22 protein-coding genes are annotated in these 20,327 nt (G+C 40.5%); 11 read left to right on the top strand and 11 right to left on the bottom strand.

All coding sequences use genetic code 11. The annotated features are described in order from the left end of the window. A complete protein-coding gene (locus tag DK846_RS10565) occupies positions 1–1,035 on the top strand; it encodes a radical SAM protein (RefSeq protein ID WP_109969334.1) in 1,035 nt (344 codons plus the stop codon). Positions 1,036–1,164: 129 nt separating this feature from the next. Here DK846_RS10565 and DK846_RS10560 read toward each other — a convergent pair whose 3' ends face one another. The 3 genes from DK846_RS10560 to DK846_RS10550 form a co-directional block, all read right to left on the bottom strand. Continuing rightward, positions 1,165–2,166: a radical SAM protein gene (locus tag DK846_RS10560; RefSeq protein ID WP_109968921.1), complete on the bottom strand. Its 1,002-nt coding sequence runs from the start codon at positions 2,164–2,166 to the stop codon at positions 1,165–1,167. 240 nt (positions 2,167–2,406) lie between these two features. Further along, positions 2,407–3,465: an ABC transporter substrate-binding protein gene (locus DK846_RS10555; protein WP_109968920.1), complete on the bottom strand. Its 1,059-nt coding sequence runs from the start codon at positions 3,463–3,465 to the stop codon at positions 2,407–2,409. A gap of 590 nt (positions 3,466–4,055) precedes the next feature. After that, positions 4,056–4,754, bottom strand: coding sequence for a class I SAM-dependent methyltransferase (locus DK846_RS10550; protein ID WP_109968919.1), 699 nt, complete (start codon positions 4,752–4,754; stop codon positions 4,056–4,058). A gap of 473 nt (positions 4,755–5,227) precedes the next feature. On the opposite strand from DK846_RS10550, the gene DK846_RS10545 reads away from it, so the two are divergent. Further along, the gene (locus DK846_RS10545) at positions 5,228–5,461 is read left to right on the top strand and encodes an amino acid permease C-terminal domain-containing protein (RefSeq protein WP_109968918.1); all 234 of its coding nucleotides are present in this window, start codon (positions 5,228–5,230) and stop codon (positions 5,459–5,461) included. Positions 5,462–6,280: 819 nt separating this feature from the next. Here the strand turns inward: DK846_RS10545 and DK846_RS10540 are convergent. From DK846_RS10540 to DK846_RS10520, 5 genes are all read right to left on the bottom strand, one after another. Next, the gene (locus DK846_RS10540) at positions 6,281–6,607 is read right to left on the bottom strand and encodes a hypothetical protein (RefSeq protein WP_109968917.1); all 327 of its coding nucleotides are present in this window, start codon (positions 6,605–6,607) and stop codon (positions 6,281–6,283) included. A gap of 6 nt (positions 6,608–6,613) precedes the next feature. Further along, a complete protein-coding gene (locus tag DK846_RS10535; protein ID WP_146201200.1) occupies positions 6,614–6,814 on the bottom strand; it encodes a hypothetical protein in 201 nt (66 codons plus the stop codon). 36 nt (positions 6,815–6,850) lie between these two features. After that, positions 6,851–9,907, bottom strand: coding sequence for a hypothetical protein (locus DK846_RS10530; protein WP_109968915.1), 3,057 nt, complete (start codon positions 9,905–9,907; stop codon positions 6,851–6,853). A 99-nt stretch (positions 9,908–10,006) separates the two neighbouring features. Continuing rightward, positions 10,007–10,351: a PDDEXK family nuclease gene (locus DK846_RS10525; RefSeq protein WP_109968914.1), complete on the bottom strand. Its 345-nt coding sequence runs from the start codon at positions 10,349–10,351 to the stop codon at positions 10,007–10,009. Then, the gene (locus DK846_RS10520) at positions 10,348–10,545 is read right to left on the bottom strand and encodes a hypothetical protein (protein WP_109968913.1); all 198 of its coding nucleotides are present in this window, start codon (positions 10,543–10,545) and stop codon (positions 10,348–10,350) included. The genes DK846_RS10525 and DK846_RS10520 overlap by 4 nt, the downstream gene beginning before the upstream one ends. Positions 10,546–10,906: 361 nt before the next feature. Between DK846_RS10520 and DK846_RS10515 the strand changes: the two genes are divergently transcribed. The 3 genes from DK846_RS10515 to DK846_RS10505 are packed head-to-tail and all read left to right on the top strand — an operon-like array spanning position 10,907 to position 12,230. Next, a complete protein-coding gene (locus DK846_RS10515) occupies positions 10,907–11,416 on the top strand; it encodes a hypothetical protein (RefSeq protein WP_109968912.1) in 510 nt (169 codons plus the stop codon). A 26-nt stretch (positions 11,417–11,442) separates the two neighbouring features. Further along, complete coding sequence (locus DK846_RS10510) at positions 11,443–11,988, top strand: hypothetical protein (protein ID WP_109968911.1); 546 nt, start codon at positions 11,443–11,445, stop codon at positions 11,986–11,988. Beyond that, positions 11,985–12,230 carry a hypothetical protein gene (locus DK846_RS10505; protein WP_109968910.1) on the top strand — a complete coding sequence of 82 codons (246 nt, stop codon included), beginning with the start codon at positions 11,985–11,987 and terminating at the stop codon, positions 12,228–12,230. The genes DK846_RS10510 and DK846_RS10505 overlap by 4 nt, the downstream gene beginning before the upstream one ends. A 70-nt stretch (positions 12,231–12,300) precedes the next feature. On the opposite strand, the gene DK846_RS10500 is transcribed toward DK846_RS10505, so the two are convergent. Next, on the bottom strand, positions 12,301–12,543 hold the full coding sequence (locus DK846_RS10500) for an MTH865 family protein (protein WP_109968909.1): 243 nt from the start codon (positions 12,541–12,543) through the stop codon (positions 12,301–12,303). A gap of 6 nt (positions 12,544–12,549) precedes the next feature. After that, on the bottom strand, positions 12,550–12,708 hold the full coding sequence (locus DK846_RS17665) for a hypothetical protein (protein WP_181391727.1): 159 nt from the start codon (positions 12,706–12,708) through the stop codon (positions 12,550–12,552). A 137-nt stretch (positions 12,709–12,845) separates the two neighbouring features. Here DK846_RS17665 and DK846_RS10495 point away from each other — a divergent pair, with 137 nt between their 5' ends. Further along, positions 12,846–13,595 carry a winged helix-turn-helix domain-containing protein gene (locus tag DK846_RS10495; RefSeq protein ID WP_109968908.1) on the top strand — a complete coding sequence of 250 codons (750 nt, stop codon included), beginning with the start codon at positions 12,846–12,848 and terminating at the stop codon, positions 13,593–13,595. 21 nt (positions 13,596–13,616) lie between these two features. Here DK846_RS10495 and DK846_RS10490 read toward each other — a convergent pair whose 3' ends face one another. Continuing rightward, on the bottom strand, positions 13,617–14,660 hold the full coding sequence (locus DK846_RS10490; protein ID WP_109968907.1) for a hypothetical protein: 1,044 nt from the start codon (positions 14,658–14,660) through the stop codon (positions 13,617–13,619). A gap of 280 nt (positions 14,661–14,940) precedes the next feature. Here DK846_RS10490 and DK846_RS10485 point away from each other — a divergent pair, with 280 nt between their 5' ends. The 5 genes from DK846_RS10485 to DK846_RS10465 all read left to right on the top strand — a co-directional run bounded on the left by DK846_RS10485 (position 14,941) and on the right by DK846_RS10465 (position 20,324). Beyond that, positions 14,941–15,927: a hypothetical protein gene (locus DK846_RS10485; protein ID WP_146201199.1), complete on the top strand. Its 987-nt coding sequence runs from the start codon at positions 14,941–14,943 to the stop codon at positions 15,925–15,927. Positions 15,928–15,946: 19 nt separating this feature from the next. Further along, complete coding sequence (locus tag DK846_RS10480; RefSeq protein WP_109968905.1) at positions 15,947–16,657, top strand: class I SAM-dependent methyltransferase; 711 nt, start codon at positions 15,947–15,949, stop codon at positions 16,655–16,657. A 242-nt stretch (positions 16,658–16,899) separates the two neighbouring features. After that, entirely contained in the window at positions 16,900–18,369 is a 1,470-nt protein-coding gene (locus DK846_RS10475) for an MFS transporter (protein ID WP_109968904.1), read from the top strand. 151 nt (positions 18,370–18,520) lie between these two features. Further along, positions 18,521–19,441, top strand: coding sequence for a GNAT family N-acetyltransferase (locus DK846_RS10470; protein WP_109968903.1), 921 nt, complete (start codon positions 18,521–18,523; stop codon positions 19,439–19,441). A gap of 79 nt (positions 19,442–19,520) precedes the next feature. Then, a complete protein-coding gene (locus DK846_RS10465; RefSeq protein ID WP_109968902.1) occupies positions 19,521–20,324 on the top strand; it encodes a Rossmann-like domain-containing protein in 804 nt (267 codons plus the stop codon). The last annotated feature ends 3 nt before the right edge of the window (positions 20,325–20,327 follow it).

Here is a 20,327-nt window from a genome sequence, read left to right as displayed (position 1 = left end):
ATGAACTTCTCATTCGAATCAATTTTAAAGCAGGCTGAATCAGATGAAATTACATCTGATGAAGCAGTTTTTCTTTTTAAGGAAACAGAGAATTTCGCAAAAGCTCAACAATTATTTATTACTGCAGCCCATGTGAGAGACAGTGAGAAGGGAAGAAGTTTTCAGTGGAGTGGGGGAATCGCTACAATCCTCCCCTGTACCCTTGATCCTCTTTGTGCATACTGTCCATATTGGGTAAAACCATCAACCGCATTAACAATTGATGAAATCCTGACGGGAGTCAGATATCTGGATGAACATGGAATAACCAATTTTCATTTAAGTGGAGGTACAACCCTCACGAGTGATGGAAGTGATGTGGTTTCAATAGTTGAGGAGATTAGAAAGATATCTAAATCCGAGATTACTGTAAATGTTGGGGCAGGTCTTTCTCTTGCCTCCTTAGTGGCTTTGAAGGATCTTGGAGTTACTAAAGTTGGTTCGTCTTTTGAGGTTATTAATCCCAAGTTATTTTCTAAATTCAAAGCAGGGGACAGTCTTGAAAAGAAAAAGGCCCTTGCACAACAGATCAGCGATTTAGGATTTGGTCTTGGGACTGGTATGTTAGCAGGGCTAAATATAGAGCCATCCAGATATCAGGATTATGCAGATTTCATATTCCATGTAAAGCAGTATGAAAACCTCGAAAGTGTATATGTGAGTCGTTTCTTCCCAAATAAGGGAACTCCACTTGAGAACCACCCCCGTTGTTCTACGACCGAGGGAGCAAGAATAATTGCAATTATGCGGTTGGTTTTGCGAAATATCGATATTGGACCTGCAGCAGGATGGAGTTATGATGACATTCCGGTTTGGGTGAATGCCGGAGGTGGAAACAGGATAGGAGGCATCCACATATCTCGGGTTCCTTCATACAAAAAACCCTGGTTCCTTCACACTGCTGTGAAGTATGAAAACAGAATGGAGTATTGTAATACCATACCAGTGGCAGGAGCAATGCTTGCAGAAGTTGGAATAACTGATATCAGGTATTAATTCTCTTATATCGATTATTTTTTTCCTTTATAAAATACTTTGAAATTGTATTTTGTGCCAGGGAGCTCACTGTAATTTTATTTTTCTGAATTTTTAATCTGCGATGAGACATTAAAATATTATTGCTCATTACCTGATTGAAACATCCATATCCTCAAGATAATGCTGCACTATTGGCATGCGGTTTATAATTATATGATCCTCATCAACAGGTACCATAATTTCTCCTGGTCCGAGTGGAAAATTCTTCTCTGTGGTATAAACCCCTTGAATTTGATTCCCACCTCCGGCAATATACCAAAGAGGTATGTCATCAACAGTATTGCCTGCTGCTATTGATAGATTAATTTTTGGTAACACCAGTCGTGCAACAGCGATAGTTGTTGCAACATCCCATGGTGAACATCGTTGATGATCTTGAAATGGTGTTCCTGAAAAAGGAAAGAATCTGGAGAATGAAAGTGTTGAGAGGTGAGAAAATTGCTTTACAAAATAAATTAGATTTATCCTATCTTCAAGAGTTCCTCCCAATCCAACAAAAAGCATAGCATGAATTGGCATACCTACCCGTTCACAGATTGTAAACATTTCTTTTTTCAGTTTGAGGCTATCACCAGGTTTTGATGCTTTAAAGAGTTCTTCATTTATTGTTTCAATAGCGATTGTGATACCAAAGATATTCATTCCTTTGAGAAGACGAATGGTATCTTCTGATAATGAACAACCAAAATTTAATCCTATTGCTATATTTGAAACTGATCTGATTGCCTTGATTAATTCCAGAACTTCTTCATCATATCCCTGGAGATTCGCTCCTCCAACCAGATGAATCTCTCTCATTCCTATTTCTTCCATAATTTTTACACATGAAATGATGGTTTCGAGTTTAAATTCACCTCGCAAATAAAATGAACAATACTTACATCTGGGCTCTATCTTACATGGTACAGTTGCACGAATTCCTCCTCCAGCCCACAATAGGTTTGGCCCTATGACTTCATTACGAACCTTCGATGCCATTTCAAAAAGTTTTAGGGCGTTTTCAGGTTTTTTAGATTTAGTAAGGATCTCTAGAGCAAGTTCTTTTGTAATCTCACCAGATCTTGCTTTTTCTAGTAGTTTCTCAAACAATTTTAATCTCCTCTTTTGAACACTTTAGTAAAATATGTTTCAAAGATTAGAAATGGCCACAGAGAATGGATTTGTTCTGGTCTCCAGGTTCTATTCGGGTAGCAATCGCCTGTTCATTATCTCATCCTTGTGTCTTTTGTTCAGGAAAAACAAGGGGGAAATATTCAATGTGCAATTTATTTCAACAATTATCACACTATCAACTTGAAAAAACAGATTAAAAATGAATGAATAACCCAATTAGGGGGTTCCATTAATTATGTTCTTTGCCTGAGCGTCTGTTAAATCATATGCAAAGAACTTCTTGTATAATTCTTTGGTGTCTTTTACCAGATCAGATTCAGAAACTTTGTCCGGATGTAACTTGGTTGCTATCCATTCTGCCATGAGTGGAACTTCTGCTCCTCCTACCCACGTCATGAGCCCGGCAGGACAGACATATATCTTATCATTCTTTACTGCATTGATGTTGCTGAACTGTGAATTTCCTTTTAGATACGGAATGTCAGTTGGGTCTCTTACAACAATAACATCTGGATTCCATTTTTGGACTTCTTCAACATTTCCCTGGTATCTGACTGTAACGCCACCATACCCACCCTTAATACTGGATGAATCAAAAGCATCCTTACCACCAGCAGGAACAACCCATCCACTGGAATTAAATACCGCGAGTGTTGGTGCCCACATGTTCAGAACTTTTGGTTTCTGATCATCAGAAATCGTCCCAAGTTTTGACTTTAAGTTGGCAGCAACCTCATCACTAAACGTATTGTATTCATCAGCTTTAGATTCCTGGTTAAATACCTTACCCAGAACTGTCATCACTTTTTCATTCTGCGCATTATCCCCCATTGTACTTGGGACAAAGACAACCGGGATGGTCGTTTTGTTTAACGCATCTACAGTGGATTTTTCAGACGTTATGACTACATCAGGATTCATGGCCATGACCTGCTCAGCATTAGGAGCAGCTTTTCCTAAATCTACTCCACTTTCTATCTGTGGTGCTAAAATAGTCTGATATTTCGTGTATGGTGTGTTTGCCATTGAGGAGAGGCTATTCATAATAGTGTCACCTTTTCCAAGAGCAATGATGTAACTGTTTAATACAGGGATTGCATTGAATGTGACGACTTTATTAATATCATCAGGAACTGTTACAGTATTACCGGTCATATCAGTAATTGTATGTGTTCCACCTGCTGCTGATACAATACTCACGGAAATTGTAAACGTAATAAGTACGAATGCAATGAGCATTAAAGTGTTATTTGCTTTTAAATTTCTTTGAGACATTTTATTCTCCAATAATCAACCCAAGGGGTTATTTTGGAAACTTAGGGATAACAAGTTCAACGATCATTATCGAGGTGATAATATCTAACATATAATGTATAAATAATATTTGATTTAAATACTAGGTTAATTGAAATAACTTATAGGGAGTAAATGAGTATGTAATTTTACAGATTTTCAGAGGATGGTTTTGAGATATAATATCCCATAAATACAAGATTTTTCTATGTACCTGCTATTATAACGAATAAAATTTTTAGGGGGCTTTTTCAACTGATTTGATGGCAGATTCCGACAAGTCTCGCCTCTGCACCACACCGCTTCCCGAAGCGGATAAGATCATTCCCAGAGCCACACCCAATATCAAGGATTGAGGCTTTCTCTGTAAAAGAGATGAGCGAATAAATCTATTCCCGGAGTTTCACAACATCGGGCCCCCATTCAAATTCTGGCATGTTTCACCTTACCTTCTCATTTGTTACTATTTGGGCTGCTTCGTGGTGAGGACCTGAAAAGATGATCCGTTATATTCCTCTAAACTTTGTCTAATCACCCAGTGGTATCAAACAATTTCAACGCAATGATTAATTTCACGTTTTTCTCATCCGTACAATTATAATGACCGGAAACTCCGGATCATCATCTGGCTCCTCAAAAAATCCATCCATGACAAAACACGATGAAAAACCATTTCCGAGAATTTCCTGTAAAGGTCGGTGATAATAAAGTTGTTTCACTGGCTGACCGACAAGACCCTCGCCTTCATGGACGCATGAAGTAAAGTATTTCCCGCTAGGTTTTATAAAACAGGGATGATGTGTTGAAAAAACAAAAACTCCGCCAGGTTTTAACATTTCAGAAACAGCCTTAAAGAGCGGTCCAATATCGGCGATGTCCATGACCGCCATGTTTGCAACCGCCTTGTCAAATGGTCTGTCTTTTTTGAGGGCAATTAACTGATCATAATCTGTTGCATCGCATTCGTAGAATTCAATCTTTTCTGTATGGGACGAACGCCGTCTCCGGGCATGCCCAATCATTTTTTTAGAGAAATCGAAAGCTACGACCTTTGCCCCCAACTCTGCGAGTCGTTCTGAAAAATTCCCGGTTCCACAGGCAATATCAAGCACGAGATCGCCACACTGGACCTTAAGCAATTCTTCAGTATGCGGACGGACAATGGTGCGATGGAACAGATTAGACTTGTCACCCATACGGGCGTCCCAATGATCGGCGTTGGTCTCCCAGCGTTGTCTGCTTTCCGGAGTGGTAAAGGAGAAGTTGGACATAATGGATTATTATAATGGGATCGGATGAAAGGATTTAGCGGAAGAGAAGTCCCGATACTGGTTTTCGCATAGTTTCACCTAGTTCATAGCGGTATTGGATGTGAGATGTGTTCCAACAAGTCATCGCTATTTGTCAACTGTTCATACAATAAAATTCTCATAACACATATGTCATTCACTCGCTATTAAGAATACTTTTTTCGGCATTGCCGTCTCAAACAGGTTAATAGCCTTTCATATGAAGTAATGCATGGAGTTGACATAAACAAGATCCAGTGATCGAATCGTATCAACTATGGGCCGGATCCGGGGGCTAAAGACCGGGCCTATAAAATGGAACCCACAGAAAACTGCGGGACTTAATTATCTCCTTAAAACATCGGATCATATTTCCCAGCTCTGCAATTCTTGCAGGATTTCTCCCACTCCTTGAAGCAGCAGAACTTGCTCATACCGGGGTGTTGTTTGCCTTCATGTTTGTATCATGTTCAGTCATCATCCTCCGCAGAACAAGTCCAGACATTTACCGGCCATTCAAATCTCCCCCGGCCCCGTATCTTCCTCTTGCAAGTATCCTCATCTGTCTTTTTCTTTTCCTAAACCTCCACACACCCTCATATATACGATGTATTGTTTGGCTTGTAATTGGGCTTTCAATATATCTCCTCTATGGACGAAACCATAGTACCCTGGTAAAAACCACATGAACCGCTTTGTAGTTCACACCCGAAACCTTGAAAATTTGTGGTGTCCTAATACGAGTCAGTTCATCATTTTGTTGTAATTTTCATGCGATTCATGAGATAAGAAAAATAAGGTGGAACTATCTGACTCATACCTTATCCTGAATATTTAAGGAAATAGAGATACATTATTTTGTAAAGCATGCTAAACAAAATGGGGTATTTTATCCCATTTGAGTTAAGCTGATACTCCATCAACAAATCCTTGTCTTAATGAGACAAGGATCTTAAAATATATACGAATAATCGATCATAGTGACATTATCGTTATATTTTACCAGATTTACTCTTCCTGTGTGGATTTTTATATAATTCTTACTTCCTGAATATCAACAGCTGGTCGGAGACCCGGATAAACAAGCGGGATCAATCCTCATCATATCTTTCGTCTATTCGATAATTCAGTTAATTATCTTATAACCTCATCACTGACAGCGGGAGAGCGGTGATTTTATACTCACACATATATGAGAATACACATATGATCTCTCCTCTCATCACTCTCATTCCCGCTCTCTATAGATAATAATAATAAATATTTTATTATTACTTAGAATATCCTCTATACTTTCTTAAATTTGAATCTTTGACCCCCGCTCTTGCCATGTGTTGTCTTTTTTCTCCCGCCCAATTCCCCTTGCAAGAACAAGAGAACCATCAGCAGGGAATCAGGTTTCAGGTGAATACATATTGCATACAAAACCCATCACATCATCATAGATGCATCTAAAACGTTTCATCGAAAAAAAGAAGGATTGGTTAGACCCATCCTAAAGACAGGTCTTATGACCCAGTAAATCGCATCACAGGAGCCTTTCGATGAACACCAGATAGAACTGCCCGAACACGTGAGACCGGTGTTGTATAAAGCACTCCGCCAATTTCAAGATATAGCCCCCTGCCACTTTCAGAAATTCTGAAGACCCCGGGCACAGGACCAGAGATATTCCCTGAGCCAAAACCAAGGATTGCTAAAGATACATCTTTGATCTGAAGACTAAATCTTCCAATCTCATCAATAAATATCAGTATCTGATCCCCATCCATTATCATTCTTCCACACAGTTCATACGGGGAAGCATGTTTGATCTGTTCTACAAATGTGTTCATCTCCTCTCACCCATCAGCGATCCAGATTGCTCCCTCATCGGACAGAAGTACATGTGGCTTGGCTGTTTGTTGAGTATCATACAGATAAGCCGTCGCTGCTGTTTTTGCGAGGGGGGTGCTGTACGGTAATATTGCCATTGAAGATGCGGGCAACAAATTGCCCTGCATCTTGTAGGGTCTGGTCGGCTCATAATTCACCTGTCGCATACCACCCATACTCCCAACCATCCACCCAAATAATATTCATGGAGGAGTAGTACCGGTCAATTGCGCATCATCAGCACTCCGCTTTACTTCACGCTGATAACAAGAGTCACAGAGGTGAGTTCTGGAATGAGGATCTACCCATACAGCTGGCTTTAAAGAACAGAGATCACATTTTTGTGACACATTCTGAATACTCGCCATACTACTTGTATCGATAATCCCGGGAAGTGCGATTATCTCTGCAGCTTCTCGTGAGACCACCCTTTGATAACATGAATTACAGATCATGAGATCAGGTTTCAAGGGATCAGATTCTCTATTCTTTTTGACACGCCCCCTGTACTGTGATGGCCGTTTACCACATACACAGCAGGACGTGCGAACAGGAAACTCACCAGTTGATACAAACATCCCTGATGAAAGAGAAGCAATACCGACACCTGCACCAGGTATGGTGCCCTGTTTGTTTACATCGGGATTGTCAGTTTCATTTCGTGTATCAACTTCTAATGTCTGATCAGAATCTCCCTGTGAAGAACCTGGATCCTCTGAAGTACACATGGCAGTATCTTCACTGCCTGTATCACCCTCTCCCCCGGATCCATCATTATCATCTGGAGGATTCTGATCGTCTCCGGTATCATCCCTGGCAAGCCATATCAAACCACCCTTTTTCCAGGCAGTATACAGATCACAATCCCAGATGTAGGCTTTTGACCTGCGATATGTGGTGCATCCACCATCACCCCGAGATTCAGTCCGGTCAAGATACGAGATAGCAGGACACTTCTCAAGAAGACCTGAGTACGACTTCCCATATGACCGGTATCCATGGAGTAACTTGTTGATTGTAGAATTTGTCCAGCCTGTTTCACGTTGAAGTTCGGCTACTGTCACTTCATACCTATTGAGTGATGCAATCAGTGAGAGAAGAGAAGTCTCACGTTTTGTAAGTTTATACGCCTGACCTCCACCATCACTGTTCAAACTCATAAAAAGTCGAGAAGCTTCAGTAAAATCACAATCAGATGCAATAATACAATTGATACCATTTACAACAATCTGTTCCCTCTGCTTTTGACAGAGGGCTGCATTTGTTCTGATCAGATCGAGCAACATATCAGGATTTCTTCGGTTCTCTGATGACTGGAATCGGATTCGTGTTGCAAAAGGAATAACGACCCAGATCTGCTCAATCTCACCCCAGATCTTCCTGCAGACCCTGACCTCTTCTGATTCCTGTGTAGGAGTGCCCGGGAGTTGTCCGGCAGCTGCAAGTGTCCGGTCAAGAACCTTTTCATCCTGCATCTCGCTGTCATCTATCCAGCAGGTGAGCATCCGGTTAAAGACCTGATCATCACCAGCTCCTTCAACTTTTGCGATCCACCAGACGCATCGCTCCGGAATCGTACAGATTTGAGGTTTTCTATCTTTACTTACCGTCCTATACGGGAATGGCTTTTGAAATGAAGTTGTTACACCCTTGAGGATCTCCTGCATCTGATCAGAAAGATTCACATCATCGAGGGTGATCACTGTTCCAGGCATCAGATCATCCATGTAAAAGAGGGCTTTGTCACTCATTCTGCCTTCAAGCCTTAATGCAGGTGGAATCAGGGATTTCATCATATCTATGGCATGAGATTTGCCTTTTCCTGACTCACCAGTGATCGAGACGTGCAGCCCTTTACTGTTTATGACAGACCGGGAGACCAGCGAATGAATCAGACATTCAGCAACTCTTTGATCCCCTTCATGCAACGACCCAAAGGTTTCAAGGATAAAAGCTAGCGGATTTCCAGTGGCGAGTATATTCTGTGCACGCTGCTGAACCAAATCCAAATCTGTATCACCAGGTTTCTGTTTCTCTATACCAGAACCGGATCCCTTATTCCTGTTTTCTACAGCCGGTCCATCACTGATCTCATCATAAGGATCAATTCTCCCTTCTGCAATCAGTTTGGCTTTGATTCGTGCACGACGTCGTTCAGCGATTCTTGTCTCGAAATCATATCTGGCAGGTTCAAATTTTTTGCGAAGTTCATGCCATCGCTGTCTGCCGCTGCCGCAGGAATCATGGTGACATCCGGCAAATATAGCCCCGTTCTCAAATTGTATGGCAAACGCACCATCCTGATGGGTATCAGAAAAAGGGCAGGAATGAAGGGAAAAGAGAATACCTCCCTGGTATGGCTTTGATGTATAGGACAGACCATGCGTTGTGAGCCATGACCCAAGATCATGTACAGAACTCTCTCCAAAACTCACAGCATGAGAATTCGTCGCAGATGGCTGTGTAGGTGCATTATAACGTTGTTGTCTGTTTAAATGTCCTGAATCTATGTTTTCTTCACTTTTCGAGCATTCAGTAATCAGTGAAACGAGTTCTGAGGCAGTCACAATCTGCCTTTCACCGCTGTATGCTATAATTCTGGCACGCCGATGAGGGCGATCAGGCAGATTGTCTCCTTTACGCGAGGTAGTTCCATACACTTTCCAAATTCTGGAAGCATTGAAGTTCGCGGTATCAACCCTGCACATTTCATCAGAAAATTTCTGATCAAGCACAATGAGAACTGATCTGATCAGGTCTCTGCCAACTTCATCGCTTGGGAGATCGATGGCATACAAGAGATGTGCACCATTTCCAGAGTCTGCAAGAATGGGCTTTTTCCATCCCTTCTCCTGGAGAAATTTTCTGATCTCTTCGGCTCGCAAAAGTGCCTCGTCATGCTCAGCATTAGAAGAGGATATCCCGGATTTTCGTACTGGATCAATATCTATCGGTAACCATCTGCGATGGATAATATCAGAGTCTGACGTTGTCTGATCCTGTCTGCCGATGCGATACTTGATCCGGTTTGCTCGCCGGGCCAGGAGATCCCGGGTGATTTCATTAAGGGTTACATAGATTCCATGCCCTCTTGGGTCACGATCCTGTGAACACATAGCCAAAGCGGCTTTCTCAAAATTATCAAAGTACCCCGATGATACACCATCTTCGCTGAGAATCCTGATTTCTATGACCTGGCCGGATGTGAACAGACAATTCAGAGTTGCCAGGATCTCGTCGTATTGACCATCAGGAGCCATATCATATTCCCCCCTGATTACAATCTATGGAAGGATTCATGAAAGAGCGACGCACTACAGAGAGATGGCACAGAGACAGAAACTGACCACGGTGAGTTCTCATAATAACACCGGGAGAGGTATCGCTCCACCTGCATCAACCAGGTACCGCCTCCATCCTGCCTTGTATCTCACCCAGTACTCAACAGATCCAGGATATCGGGATGATTGTACAAGTTTTGATAAAGCCTCAATATCAGTCTTTATTGATCCTCTCCGGATGGATCTGGCACAAATAAAGAGGACATTTCCATCTTTTTTCCAGGCAATCAGATTGATTCCAACAGGCTCATGAGTGTGACTCTCTGCGACCCTGATAACCGTATACCCATGATCTACAAGATAATCTCGTGCACTATACTCAGCAGTTCGTCTCGTCCAGTAATTCGAATTGGTACTCCTCATTGAACCACCGGATAAGCATAATCAGAAGAAATTTTTATTCCCTGAATGATTATATCGTACAGCAATCCACAACCGTTGATAAACGATATACTTAACCAGACAAACGGCAATACTACCCCATCCCCCTCTATGATCTGCCACCAAGCTTGTTCATCTGCTGGGGGGTACTTCACTGTGCTTCTTCCAGTTTTCATATGATCAACCTCCTGTTATGGATTGACACGTCATTCCGATAACAGTGAAACACTTTAATCGCCTCATCTTCCTAAAGCTTTTGAAATGTATTTGACTTAACAGTTGAATACAGTGAAAAAATTTAATTAATCCCACCACTATAAGATAACCAAATGTTGCTAACATACCAAATTACTGGTATATTCTAAAAAATACTCGAATATTTTTAGATTTTAAAGATTGTACATAGGCGTGCTCTTCTAGATAGAGTTTTTTTAGTTCTGCGCCCTTTTAACGCTTGATTAACCAGTTCTTTTCAGCCTTATATATATACACCACATACCAGATAGTGTCGCATAACAGGCGACATGGGGGAAAGAAATGGGAGATTTTACACAAAAGAGCGTAGTAAAGTCAGCTATGCGGAAACTTGCTACACCTATAGCAGACTATGCCACGTTCCATGCACTAATCCAGGATGTCCTGGAAAATAATCCATGGGGATGTACAACGTACGAGTCCGCCGGGGTTGCAAAGCCGGCAGTTGAAAAAACAAAGGAAGCATACGCAGCCACCATTGTGTATGAAAATGCAGAAGCAAAGACTGTCGGGAGCATTCCAATCCGGGGACCGACTATGGAGGCAGTGAATACTGCAGTGACCCAAATCACTGGATCTGCAGCAATCACCGCCGGTATGGGAGCCGGTGTGACTGCTTCACGTGATTCATCAGAGGACTCTTTCAGCTGCACTATAAAAGCCCATGCCAGTAACGGGGAACTCTATTCAGTCTCGTTTAAGAGGGACAGCGTCACTCTCTCCAGTTACGAGAATGATGCCATCAGAACCGGAATTGAAACCTGGGCTGACACGGTTGCCATCCTGGCATAATCTCTTTTTTCATATCCGGGGGGAATATGAAGAGAGAATGCCTTATTGGGATTTTTTGTCTTATTGTAGCAGGTTTCGCAGGTGCCGATTATCTCGCAACTTCGATACAGACTGATGGATCGGTAATACTTACCACTTCAGGTTCTGATATGAATGGATCATTTACATCCCGGGCAATGGCAATAGATACCTCTGAAGTGGCTTTGTCGGTTGGAGAAGGAGAGGGACTGGATACAGATCTTTCAGTGAAGAGTTCGGGTCCTGTTCTTGTATATGATTACGCCACAGGAAGAAACTCTATCATTCCTGACTGGCTTGCATGTGCCTTTATTCAGCAAACCCAGAAACAAAATGATAATTCAGAACTCTTCTCCACAGGGATCCTAAACAAGGGAAGTTATTCGGTCTCAAAAAGCATCAGACCGGATCTGTCAGGATCGTTGTATGTAAATGGATCCGGATTGATGAGTTTTGGATTACAGGATTCTGGAAATAATTCATTGAGATCTATCGGGTTTGTTTCAGGGAACATGACGATCAATGATATCGTACAACATGGCGGGAGAGTATGACCTGGGAGGTTATCAGTGGGGTTTTCGGGTGCACAACTGTTGTAAATGCCGTAATCGCTCTTATGATGGTTCGCCGGTATCTTGCACTTGCAACATCTTCAATGGAGTTTGCTTCATTAATTGTGTCCTCCATTGAGGAGAATGAAGATGGGACGATATCAGTAAATCCTCTTGTTCTTGCAGCAACTTCAATGGATCATTTAAGTCAGTTATCAGGGATGTTGAGATGGATCAGGCTATAATTCGTGAAAATTACACACTATATTCCACGGACCTATAAACGAAAAAAGGGATATAAAAACTGATCAAGACTTACAGTCCTGCACGTTCTACGATAATATCTGCAACCTGCTTGGCACTGGTGAACGGAAAATCACTCCCTTTCAGGAGGGTTCCTGCTTCACCGGCTGTCATTTTAACATCGCCAACCTGACAGGTTGTGTCAGCTCCGGCAGGAAATGCCGCAATCAGTTTATCAGGTGTGTCTATGGGAAAGACAGCACCGGATAATGCCCCGGTTATCTGGGCATGAATCTGTTCTTTCACAGATGACATGAATAATCACTCCTTGATCATGGATGATATATCGCCAACAGCTTTGGCAATCGAGCAGTCGTTACTATGGGTACTGCATCCAAAGCAGGCGTTTTTCAGATGTGCGATAGACTCTTCAGCCTTTTCTTTGCTTACTTCTGTTCCTGTACAATTCCAGATCGGCATGTGCCTCACCATACATACCTTTGAGTGTTGTCATAATATACTTGAGCGTCATAATAATAACTAAGACGCTTTTTGCTACATTTGAATGACTCTAACAGTTATAATGATATATCCCCTATAATTGATAAGAAAAAACAATGGACCAAACAGAACAGTCAGTGACCCCGGATGCACTCATGCATGAAATCCAACAAATCAGGGGAGATCTGAAGAAATTTTTTGAACGCACAAATCAGGTCCATCTCCAATCAATAATGGCAGATCTTAAACATGAGTATGGGGAAATTCTATCAAAAAACCATGTTGAACGTGCAAAGGAATGCCTCTCCAGTAACATGGTGCATGATTGTGAAATGCATGATACCTGCTTTAAGGTCCTCCTTAATTTTCTTACCATCACATCAAACCATATCAATGATGGAGAAATTACCGATGATCTTGTCCGATCTTACCGGACCCACTTAGATGAGATGCGTAAAAAAGGACCATCTGAACGATGTGATATCTGTTTTAACGAAGTCAGGCGTCTTTTTGAGAAGCAACTGGACCTGATGTCTTCACTGGGGATTCTAAAACAACAGAAATCAACTCTTCCTCTGTTGGATTACCCGGAAGAGAAGATTGTTTCAGGAATAATAGAACCAATTGCAAGTACCCCACGATTTCAAATCCTTCAGGCAGTATCAGCAGAGACCAAGACATTTTCAGATCTCTCCCAGCTAACCAAATTGAGAGGGGGAAATCTACTTTTTCACATAAAAAAACTCCAGGAAGCTGGGATGATTATCCAGAGACATGAACGGGGTGATTATGTTATCACCGAAAAGGGATTCAAAGTGTTATCAGCAATACGGGAGGTTTATACAGGAATCGTGAATAAAGAATAATTCGAAAAACGAGGAAATAAGTTAGGTTGAAAGACCAAACATCTTTCTTGTTGTTTCTAAAGAATCTCCAGCCTTAAGTCCGCCACCATACAGGATCTTAATTGCTTCCTTGTCGAGATCAGTCAGATTTCGGTTTAAACCCTCAGTTCTGTAGAAGAAACTTTCTTTATTCTTATATGATGTCCCATGCAGACCCATACTGTAGAGAAGTCCTTTCAAAATGTAATATCTCTGATCTTCCTCGCTTAAGGTATTTAAGAGATATACATAATCATCATTGACAATCCCGATCAATTCTCCTTTCTGATTTTTAAGCAGATGATCTGAATCCTTTTTCTTATCATCATAATATTGTTGCAACATCTTTTCGGTGAATATTTTTATATTATAATAATTGTATGGAATCTCTGCATAATTTGAATTCAGGAATCCAAGAGCAACATCTTCATCTTCGAACTCGGTAGTTCCAGATATTGAATTAAAGAGTGTAGCCAGACTTTTAACATAGTCAACTTCTGACTGAGTATAATACCCGTCAAGCCAGAACTGATATTTTTTATTTGATTTAAACAATTTCAGTTTTGCATTATCAAGACCGAATGCAATATCAAGCAAGTGAAGCACGACATCTTCTTTGTCAAAATCTTTTCCAACACTAACATTCTGACTCTCGATCTGCATCAGATCTCCTCTCAGGGTCAGACCTTTTGATGAAACAATTCCAAGAACGTAATCCTTGTCATTCTTTACTAAGTATTCATCTGAACCCATCTCTTTCTCAAGTTTCTCAAGTTCTGATGCCGGGACAATCCTGATATTATAATATGTTTCACCAGCATTTGCATCGAGAGTAGTAGAACGGGATACTGTCTTTTTCTGTGTCTCTACAGGTTTGATTGTACTTACTGCCTCTTTCGCACTAGTATTTCCTTCAGAATGACTACTATTCACGGTTTGATTATGAGATGTATTTAGCTCATTTACACCAACCAGGGCAGTACATCCTGCAATCAGGACCAAGCAGAGTAGAATAATAATCAGTATTGAAACTGAAACAATCCTCATACTATCTTTATTATTTATACTATTATTTCAGCATTATGAAATAGCGCAATAAAAACTGGCGATCGTATTTATAGATTCGTATTCTTGCAAATGCTTTTTAGTGTACTTTTATAATAGATTAGAAACAATAATTGATTGTACCTAATGCAATTAAAATCAAAAATATCCCCTGTTAGTTGGTTATTTTTCATATTAAATGAAATTGATGACTAAAGGATATAGATATAATAAGCATTACGATTTGAAATGGAATAATATGTATCAAAGTGATATTGCATATATGAACAGAAAACTCACCCTGATATTATGGTACATCAGTATCCTGTTACTGCTCATGACATTGACAGGGTGTTGTGTAGGAGAGCAACCTAATAAGGACAATAGCGGACCTGATCTAAATTCTGGAGAATCAAAAGATTATATTATTCCTAATGTAACGATAGAAAAAGAATCAAATCCAATTTATGAAGTAAAACTTGTTTCTCCTGCAATTATTGATAAGGTCAAGACCAATTCCAATAGTTTAGACAGGGTCTTAAAAATCGGAGCCGGGCTTATGGTGGGCGTTTCAACACCAAATACGCTTTACCTAAACGGAAATCTTCACACCGACGAATACCTGCTAAAAAACAGGGATAATTTTGATTACAAGGATAAAATTACAGAGCATTTGATCTCAATCGTATATGGAAAAGATAGTTCCAACAATACCCTTCTGGTGTCAGAACCGGATTATATGATCTGGTTTAATGAAGGATACATTTCAGACGACATCAATACATCCCTTGCATATGCACGAGAATTCAATGATCTTTCCACAACAGCACAATTCGAGGATGAATCTGTTCTCAAAGGTGATCTAAAAGATAACTATGCCAATGTTCCATATCGGTATTACCGGATTACTCTTACATCGCGGGAATCCCTTGATACGTACAAAAAGGACAAATACAAGTCAACAAAAGAGGAATTACTCAAAGACCAAAATGGGACTCTGGTTGGGATTATCGGACCTGAATATGTATATCTTTGGAATGGACTTGAAGGACAGGATCGGAGGTACTATATTCTGAAAGCCCTTTACTGGAATATGGGTATCCATGGGGAGACAACAAAAGAACCTGACAGTTTCTTCTATTCCAAAGCAAACTCATCTGCAACACTATCGGAATTAGATAAAGATGCAATCAGACTTCTGTATGGAGGAAGGATTACCTCTGGCATGAATGCTGATTCAATGAGAAAAGCACTTAATATTAATCTTTAATTAAAATTTTTTCGATATTATGGACTCTATATCAGATTCTCTCATCATAAGATCAAATGAAGATATCTTTCTTATGCTGGATGATCTGCTCAAGAAACCTGATGCTGACTGGTGGGATGCTTTTTACGCTGATAAAACCAAACCTGTGCCTTTTTTTCGATGTATTCCCGATGAAAATTTACATTCATATATTGAGCAGAATATCTTTACCAGGGGAAGGATACTTGATATCGGGTGTGGAATGGGTAGGAATGCGATTTATCTTGCTAAATGCGGCTTTATCGTAGATGCGATAGACTTTTCCAGCACATCCATCAACTGGGCAGAACAGAATGCAAAAGAACACCATGTGAAGGTAAATTTCATACGTAATTCCATCTTTGACTATCAAGCCCCCACCCTCTATGATTATATATATGACAGCGGGTGCTTTCATCATATTAAACCACATCGAAGGATCCAGTATATCGCCATTATTTCAGATCTTTTAAAATCTGATGGGTATTTCGGAATGACCTGTTTCAACCAGACCGGAGGAGCAGATATCTCAGATTATGATGTGTACAAAGACAGATCCATGCATGGAGGAATGGGTTATTCAGAGCAGAAAATCAGAAAAATTTTACAAGATCACTTTGAAATCGTTGAACTGAGAAACATGCAGAATTTGAAAGACAGTGATCTATTTGGAATGGATATGTTGTGGGCAATTCTGATGCGAAAGAAGTAATCCCTAATCTAAAAACTCACAAATACCTAATAGAATATCATAATCTGTGAAACAGATTATATCATCTCGGTAAACGAATAACCCAATTTCCTTTTTTTGGATTTTTCAGATTTTTCTATTTTTATCAATACTGAGCGATTGTGGAAAATGTTTTCACCATATCTGAAATAAAATCGATCCATTAAATTACTAACATATCAATATTACTTAGCATTATTGATCACTCTCTCCTTTAGGTTACTATGAATCTATCACCTTCATCTCACATTTCAGTATCAGATTTTGCATATCAACACCGGTATATCATATTAGTTATCGTTTTAATTGATTCAATTATGGCCAGTCTTGACAGTAGTATGGTCAATATTGCTCTCCCTACAATTACCACTGTTTTTCATTCAACCCTCGCTGACTCACAATGGGTTGTAACAGCGTATCTGATAACAATGACCAGTCTGTTTATCATATGTGGAAAATTGTCTGAGTTTTTGGGGGTCTGCAAACTATTTACGATTGGATCGGTTGTCTTCACATTAAGCTCACTATGCTGTGGTCTCTCTGAAGATCTCAATCAATTGATACTCTTTCGTATTGTCCAGGGATTAGGTTCCTCAATGGTTGCAGGAATCAGTAGTGTCATCATATTCAGAGTATTTCCATCAGGCGAGATCGGAAGAGCACTTGGGTTTAGCGGATCTATTTTTTCCATCTTCTCTCTCGTGGGACCGGCATTTGGAGGTATTATTAATGATGTTTTAGGCTGGAAATATATCTTTTTCGTCAATGTCCCTATTGGAATTGTCCTCTTTATCGCTAATCTGAAGTTCCTGAAAATTCCAGAGAAAATAACTCAAGACCCATATTTTGATTGGATAGGAGCGGTAAGCCTGAGTTCACTCATCATCCTGTTCTTTGTAATATTTGGAGCAGTGCAATCTGGAACTCATGACTCGTATTTTATTTTTCTTTCTATTGGCTCATTCCTATTGTCAATTGCAATATTCCTGTTTCATGAAAGCAGGTGCAAAAAACCGCTCATAGATCTGATGATATTCAAGAACGGGAGATATATGGTGCCGGTTGTAAGTAGTCTGCTCCTTGGAATCTCTAACTTTTCACTTATTACACTAATACCATTTTATTTTGAGGGTGTTACCGGGATGAACTCCTTTGAGATTGGTATTATTCTTATGATAACCCCAATTGTTCAGATATTTGCCTCGAGTACTACAGGATGGATAATCGACCGATATAACTGGAGATACCTGGCCGGATCCGGGCTTCTGATAGTATCTCTTACGAGTTTGTGTACCGGTTATGCATTTGTTGCGATAAACATAGGGTTAATCCTGATTTTGATGGTATTTCGCAGTATTGGAGTTAGTTTCTTTCAAAGTCAGAAGAGCATTGATGTAATGAATGCTCTCCCAAAAGAACAGATGGCTCTGGCATCCAGTGTCTCTACAACTGCTGGATGTTTAGGCAGTGCCTGCGGGGTTACGTTAGCTGCAATGTTGATGACAGGTGTTCTTCATTCTGCAGGATATTTTGGGCCGATATTGCAGGCTAATCTCGGACTTCTTACATGGGCATCTGCAGTGGTTGTAATAATTACCGGAGTTTTATGCATTCCTGGAGCATGTGCATCATATATCCTGAAACGAAGACCGGTTTATGAGGAAAAAGTACCTTATCAGGATAACGGTTCGTGAAAGGATTACACAGTCGATCAACAAGGGAGATCTACAAAAAGAATACCAAATCGGCTGTTTTGATAAATATTACGTATAATGCTAAAATGAATATTCCCACAATTTATTGGAGTCTGGTACAATAGAAATAATTCCCTTTCAATCAGATCATGTGACCCAAGCCTGTAGTATAGTTGCTGATAATTATCGAGAGGAACGTGAATTTGTTCCTGAAATCCCTGTTTTGTCAGAATTTTTTGTCCCAGAGATTTTTTTGAAGAATGGCCTTGGCGTTGCAGCAATTGATGATGGAGATCTTATAGGTTTCCTCTGCGGTTTTGGACCTATTGATAATCAATTCGGAGATGTAAAAGGAGTATTTTCTCCACTCCATGGGCATGGGGCAATACAGTCGGATCGAAAGAAAATATATTCGCTTCTTTATTCTTATGCTGCGAAAATATGGGTGAAAAAAGAGATATTTAGCCATTCTATAGCACTTTATGCTCATGATAATGGGGGAATAACGAGCTTTTTCCAAAACGGTTTTGGGATGCGTTGTATTGATGCAATTAGATCATTTGATCCAATTTCAACACCATGTCTCAAAGAGTGTTCATATTATGAGATAACTACAGAAAAAGTCGAAGATATAGTACCATTGAATAATGCCCTAATCTTACACATGCATCAAAGTCCGATTTTCATGCCGATCAAACATAGAAACCAGGCTGAAATCGTTAAAGATGTAAAAGAAGGATTGTTCAGATATTTCTGTGCGTTCAAAGATGGAACCATTATTGGATATATGAAAGTTGGTGGTTCAGGGGAAAATTTCATTTCAAGACATAATAGTATGGTAAATATATGTGGGGCTTACCTCCTTCCAGAGTATCGAGGACAAGGTATTGCGTCACAGTTATTGTCTTATATCCTCTCCCAGATGCAACGTGAAGGATACGACAGTGTAGGGGTTGATTTTGAGAGTATTAATCCACAAGCACGAGAATTCTGGTTACGATTCTTCACACCATATACAAACAGTCTTGTTAGAAGAATAGACGAAAGAAGTACTACAACATCGATAGACTAATTTACGTACTAAAAAATTTCTTTTAATCTCAATTAAATTAAAATATTTATTTAGGATGAACCATAAACTAATATCCTAAATGATTATTCCTGATTACGATCATCTCATCCGTACGATAGCTAATTCTGCAGATCAGGGACAGGTGATACAAGACATCAGGATTTATACCAACTGGGTCCTTGTAAAAACCAGTAGATGGTCACTTTCAACAATATTCCATGGTATGCCGGGCCTTGAGGACAAACCGGGAATGGACTCCTGGATGGGTGACTGGCTCGGAAAACCTGCTCTCGATTCAGCACTCGAATTACTCTCCTGCAAAGAGACACTTCGCCGTGCTGTTGGAATGGCCTGCCTCAAGTCGTTACTTCCGGTTCAGACCAGCATAATGTCTGGAAATGCCGTTATGATGATTGAAGCTGCTGCAGCACGGGCTCCAACCTGCTTTATCGGGTACTTTAAAGAAGCTGCAGAATGGCGTGGAATGGGGAGACCGGTGAATATCGTTGAGCTCTTCCCACGACCTGGTGACATCCACTGGAATGATGCCGAAGAGGTACTTGCTGAGGCTCAAATTGTACTTATGAGCGGATTGACCGTGGTTAATGAGACACTTGCTGAAGTAATCAGACGAACACCCAAAGCAAAAATCCGTGTTATGATGGGCCCGACCGTTCCGCCAAGTCCGGTTCTCTTTGATTGTGGGCTCGATCTCCTTGGAGTAACCTTGGTCAGTGACTGGACCCTGATGGCAAGGTATGCTGAACTCGGGGGAGGGAGTATTGCATACTCTCCACCCGGGGCACTTGAAAAGGTCAACCTGGTCCAGGATAGTAGAAAATTTAGTGCTCGTCTCAAAGAACTGACCGGACAGAGTAGATAAGTA

Source organism: Methanospirillum lacunae, from assembly GCF_003173355.1.
GTDB lineage: Archaea > Halobacteriota > Methanomicrobia > Methanomicrobiales > Methanospirillaceae > Methanospirillum > Methanospirillum lacunae.
This window is presented reverse-complemented; position numbering and strand designations above follow the sequence as displayed.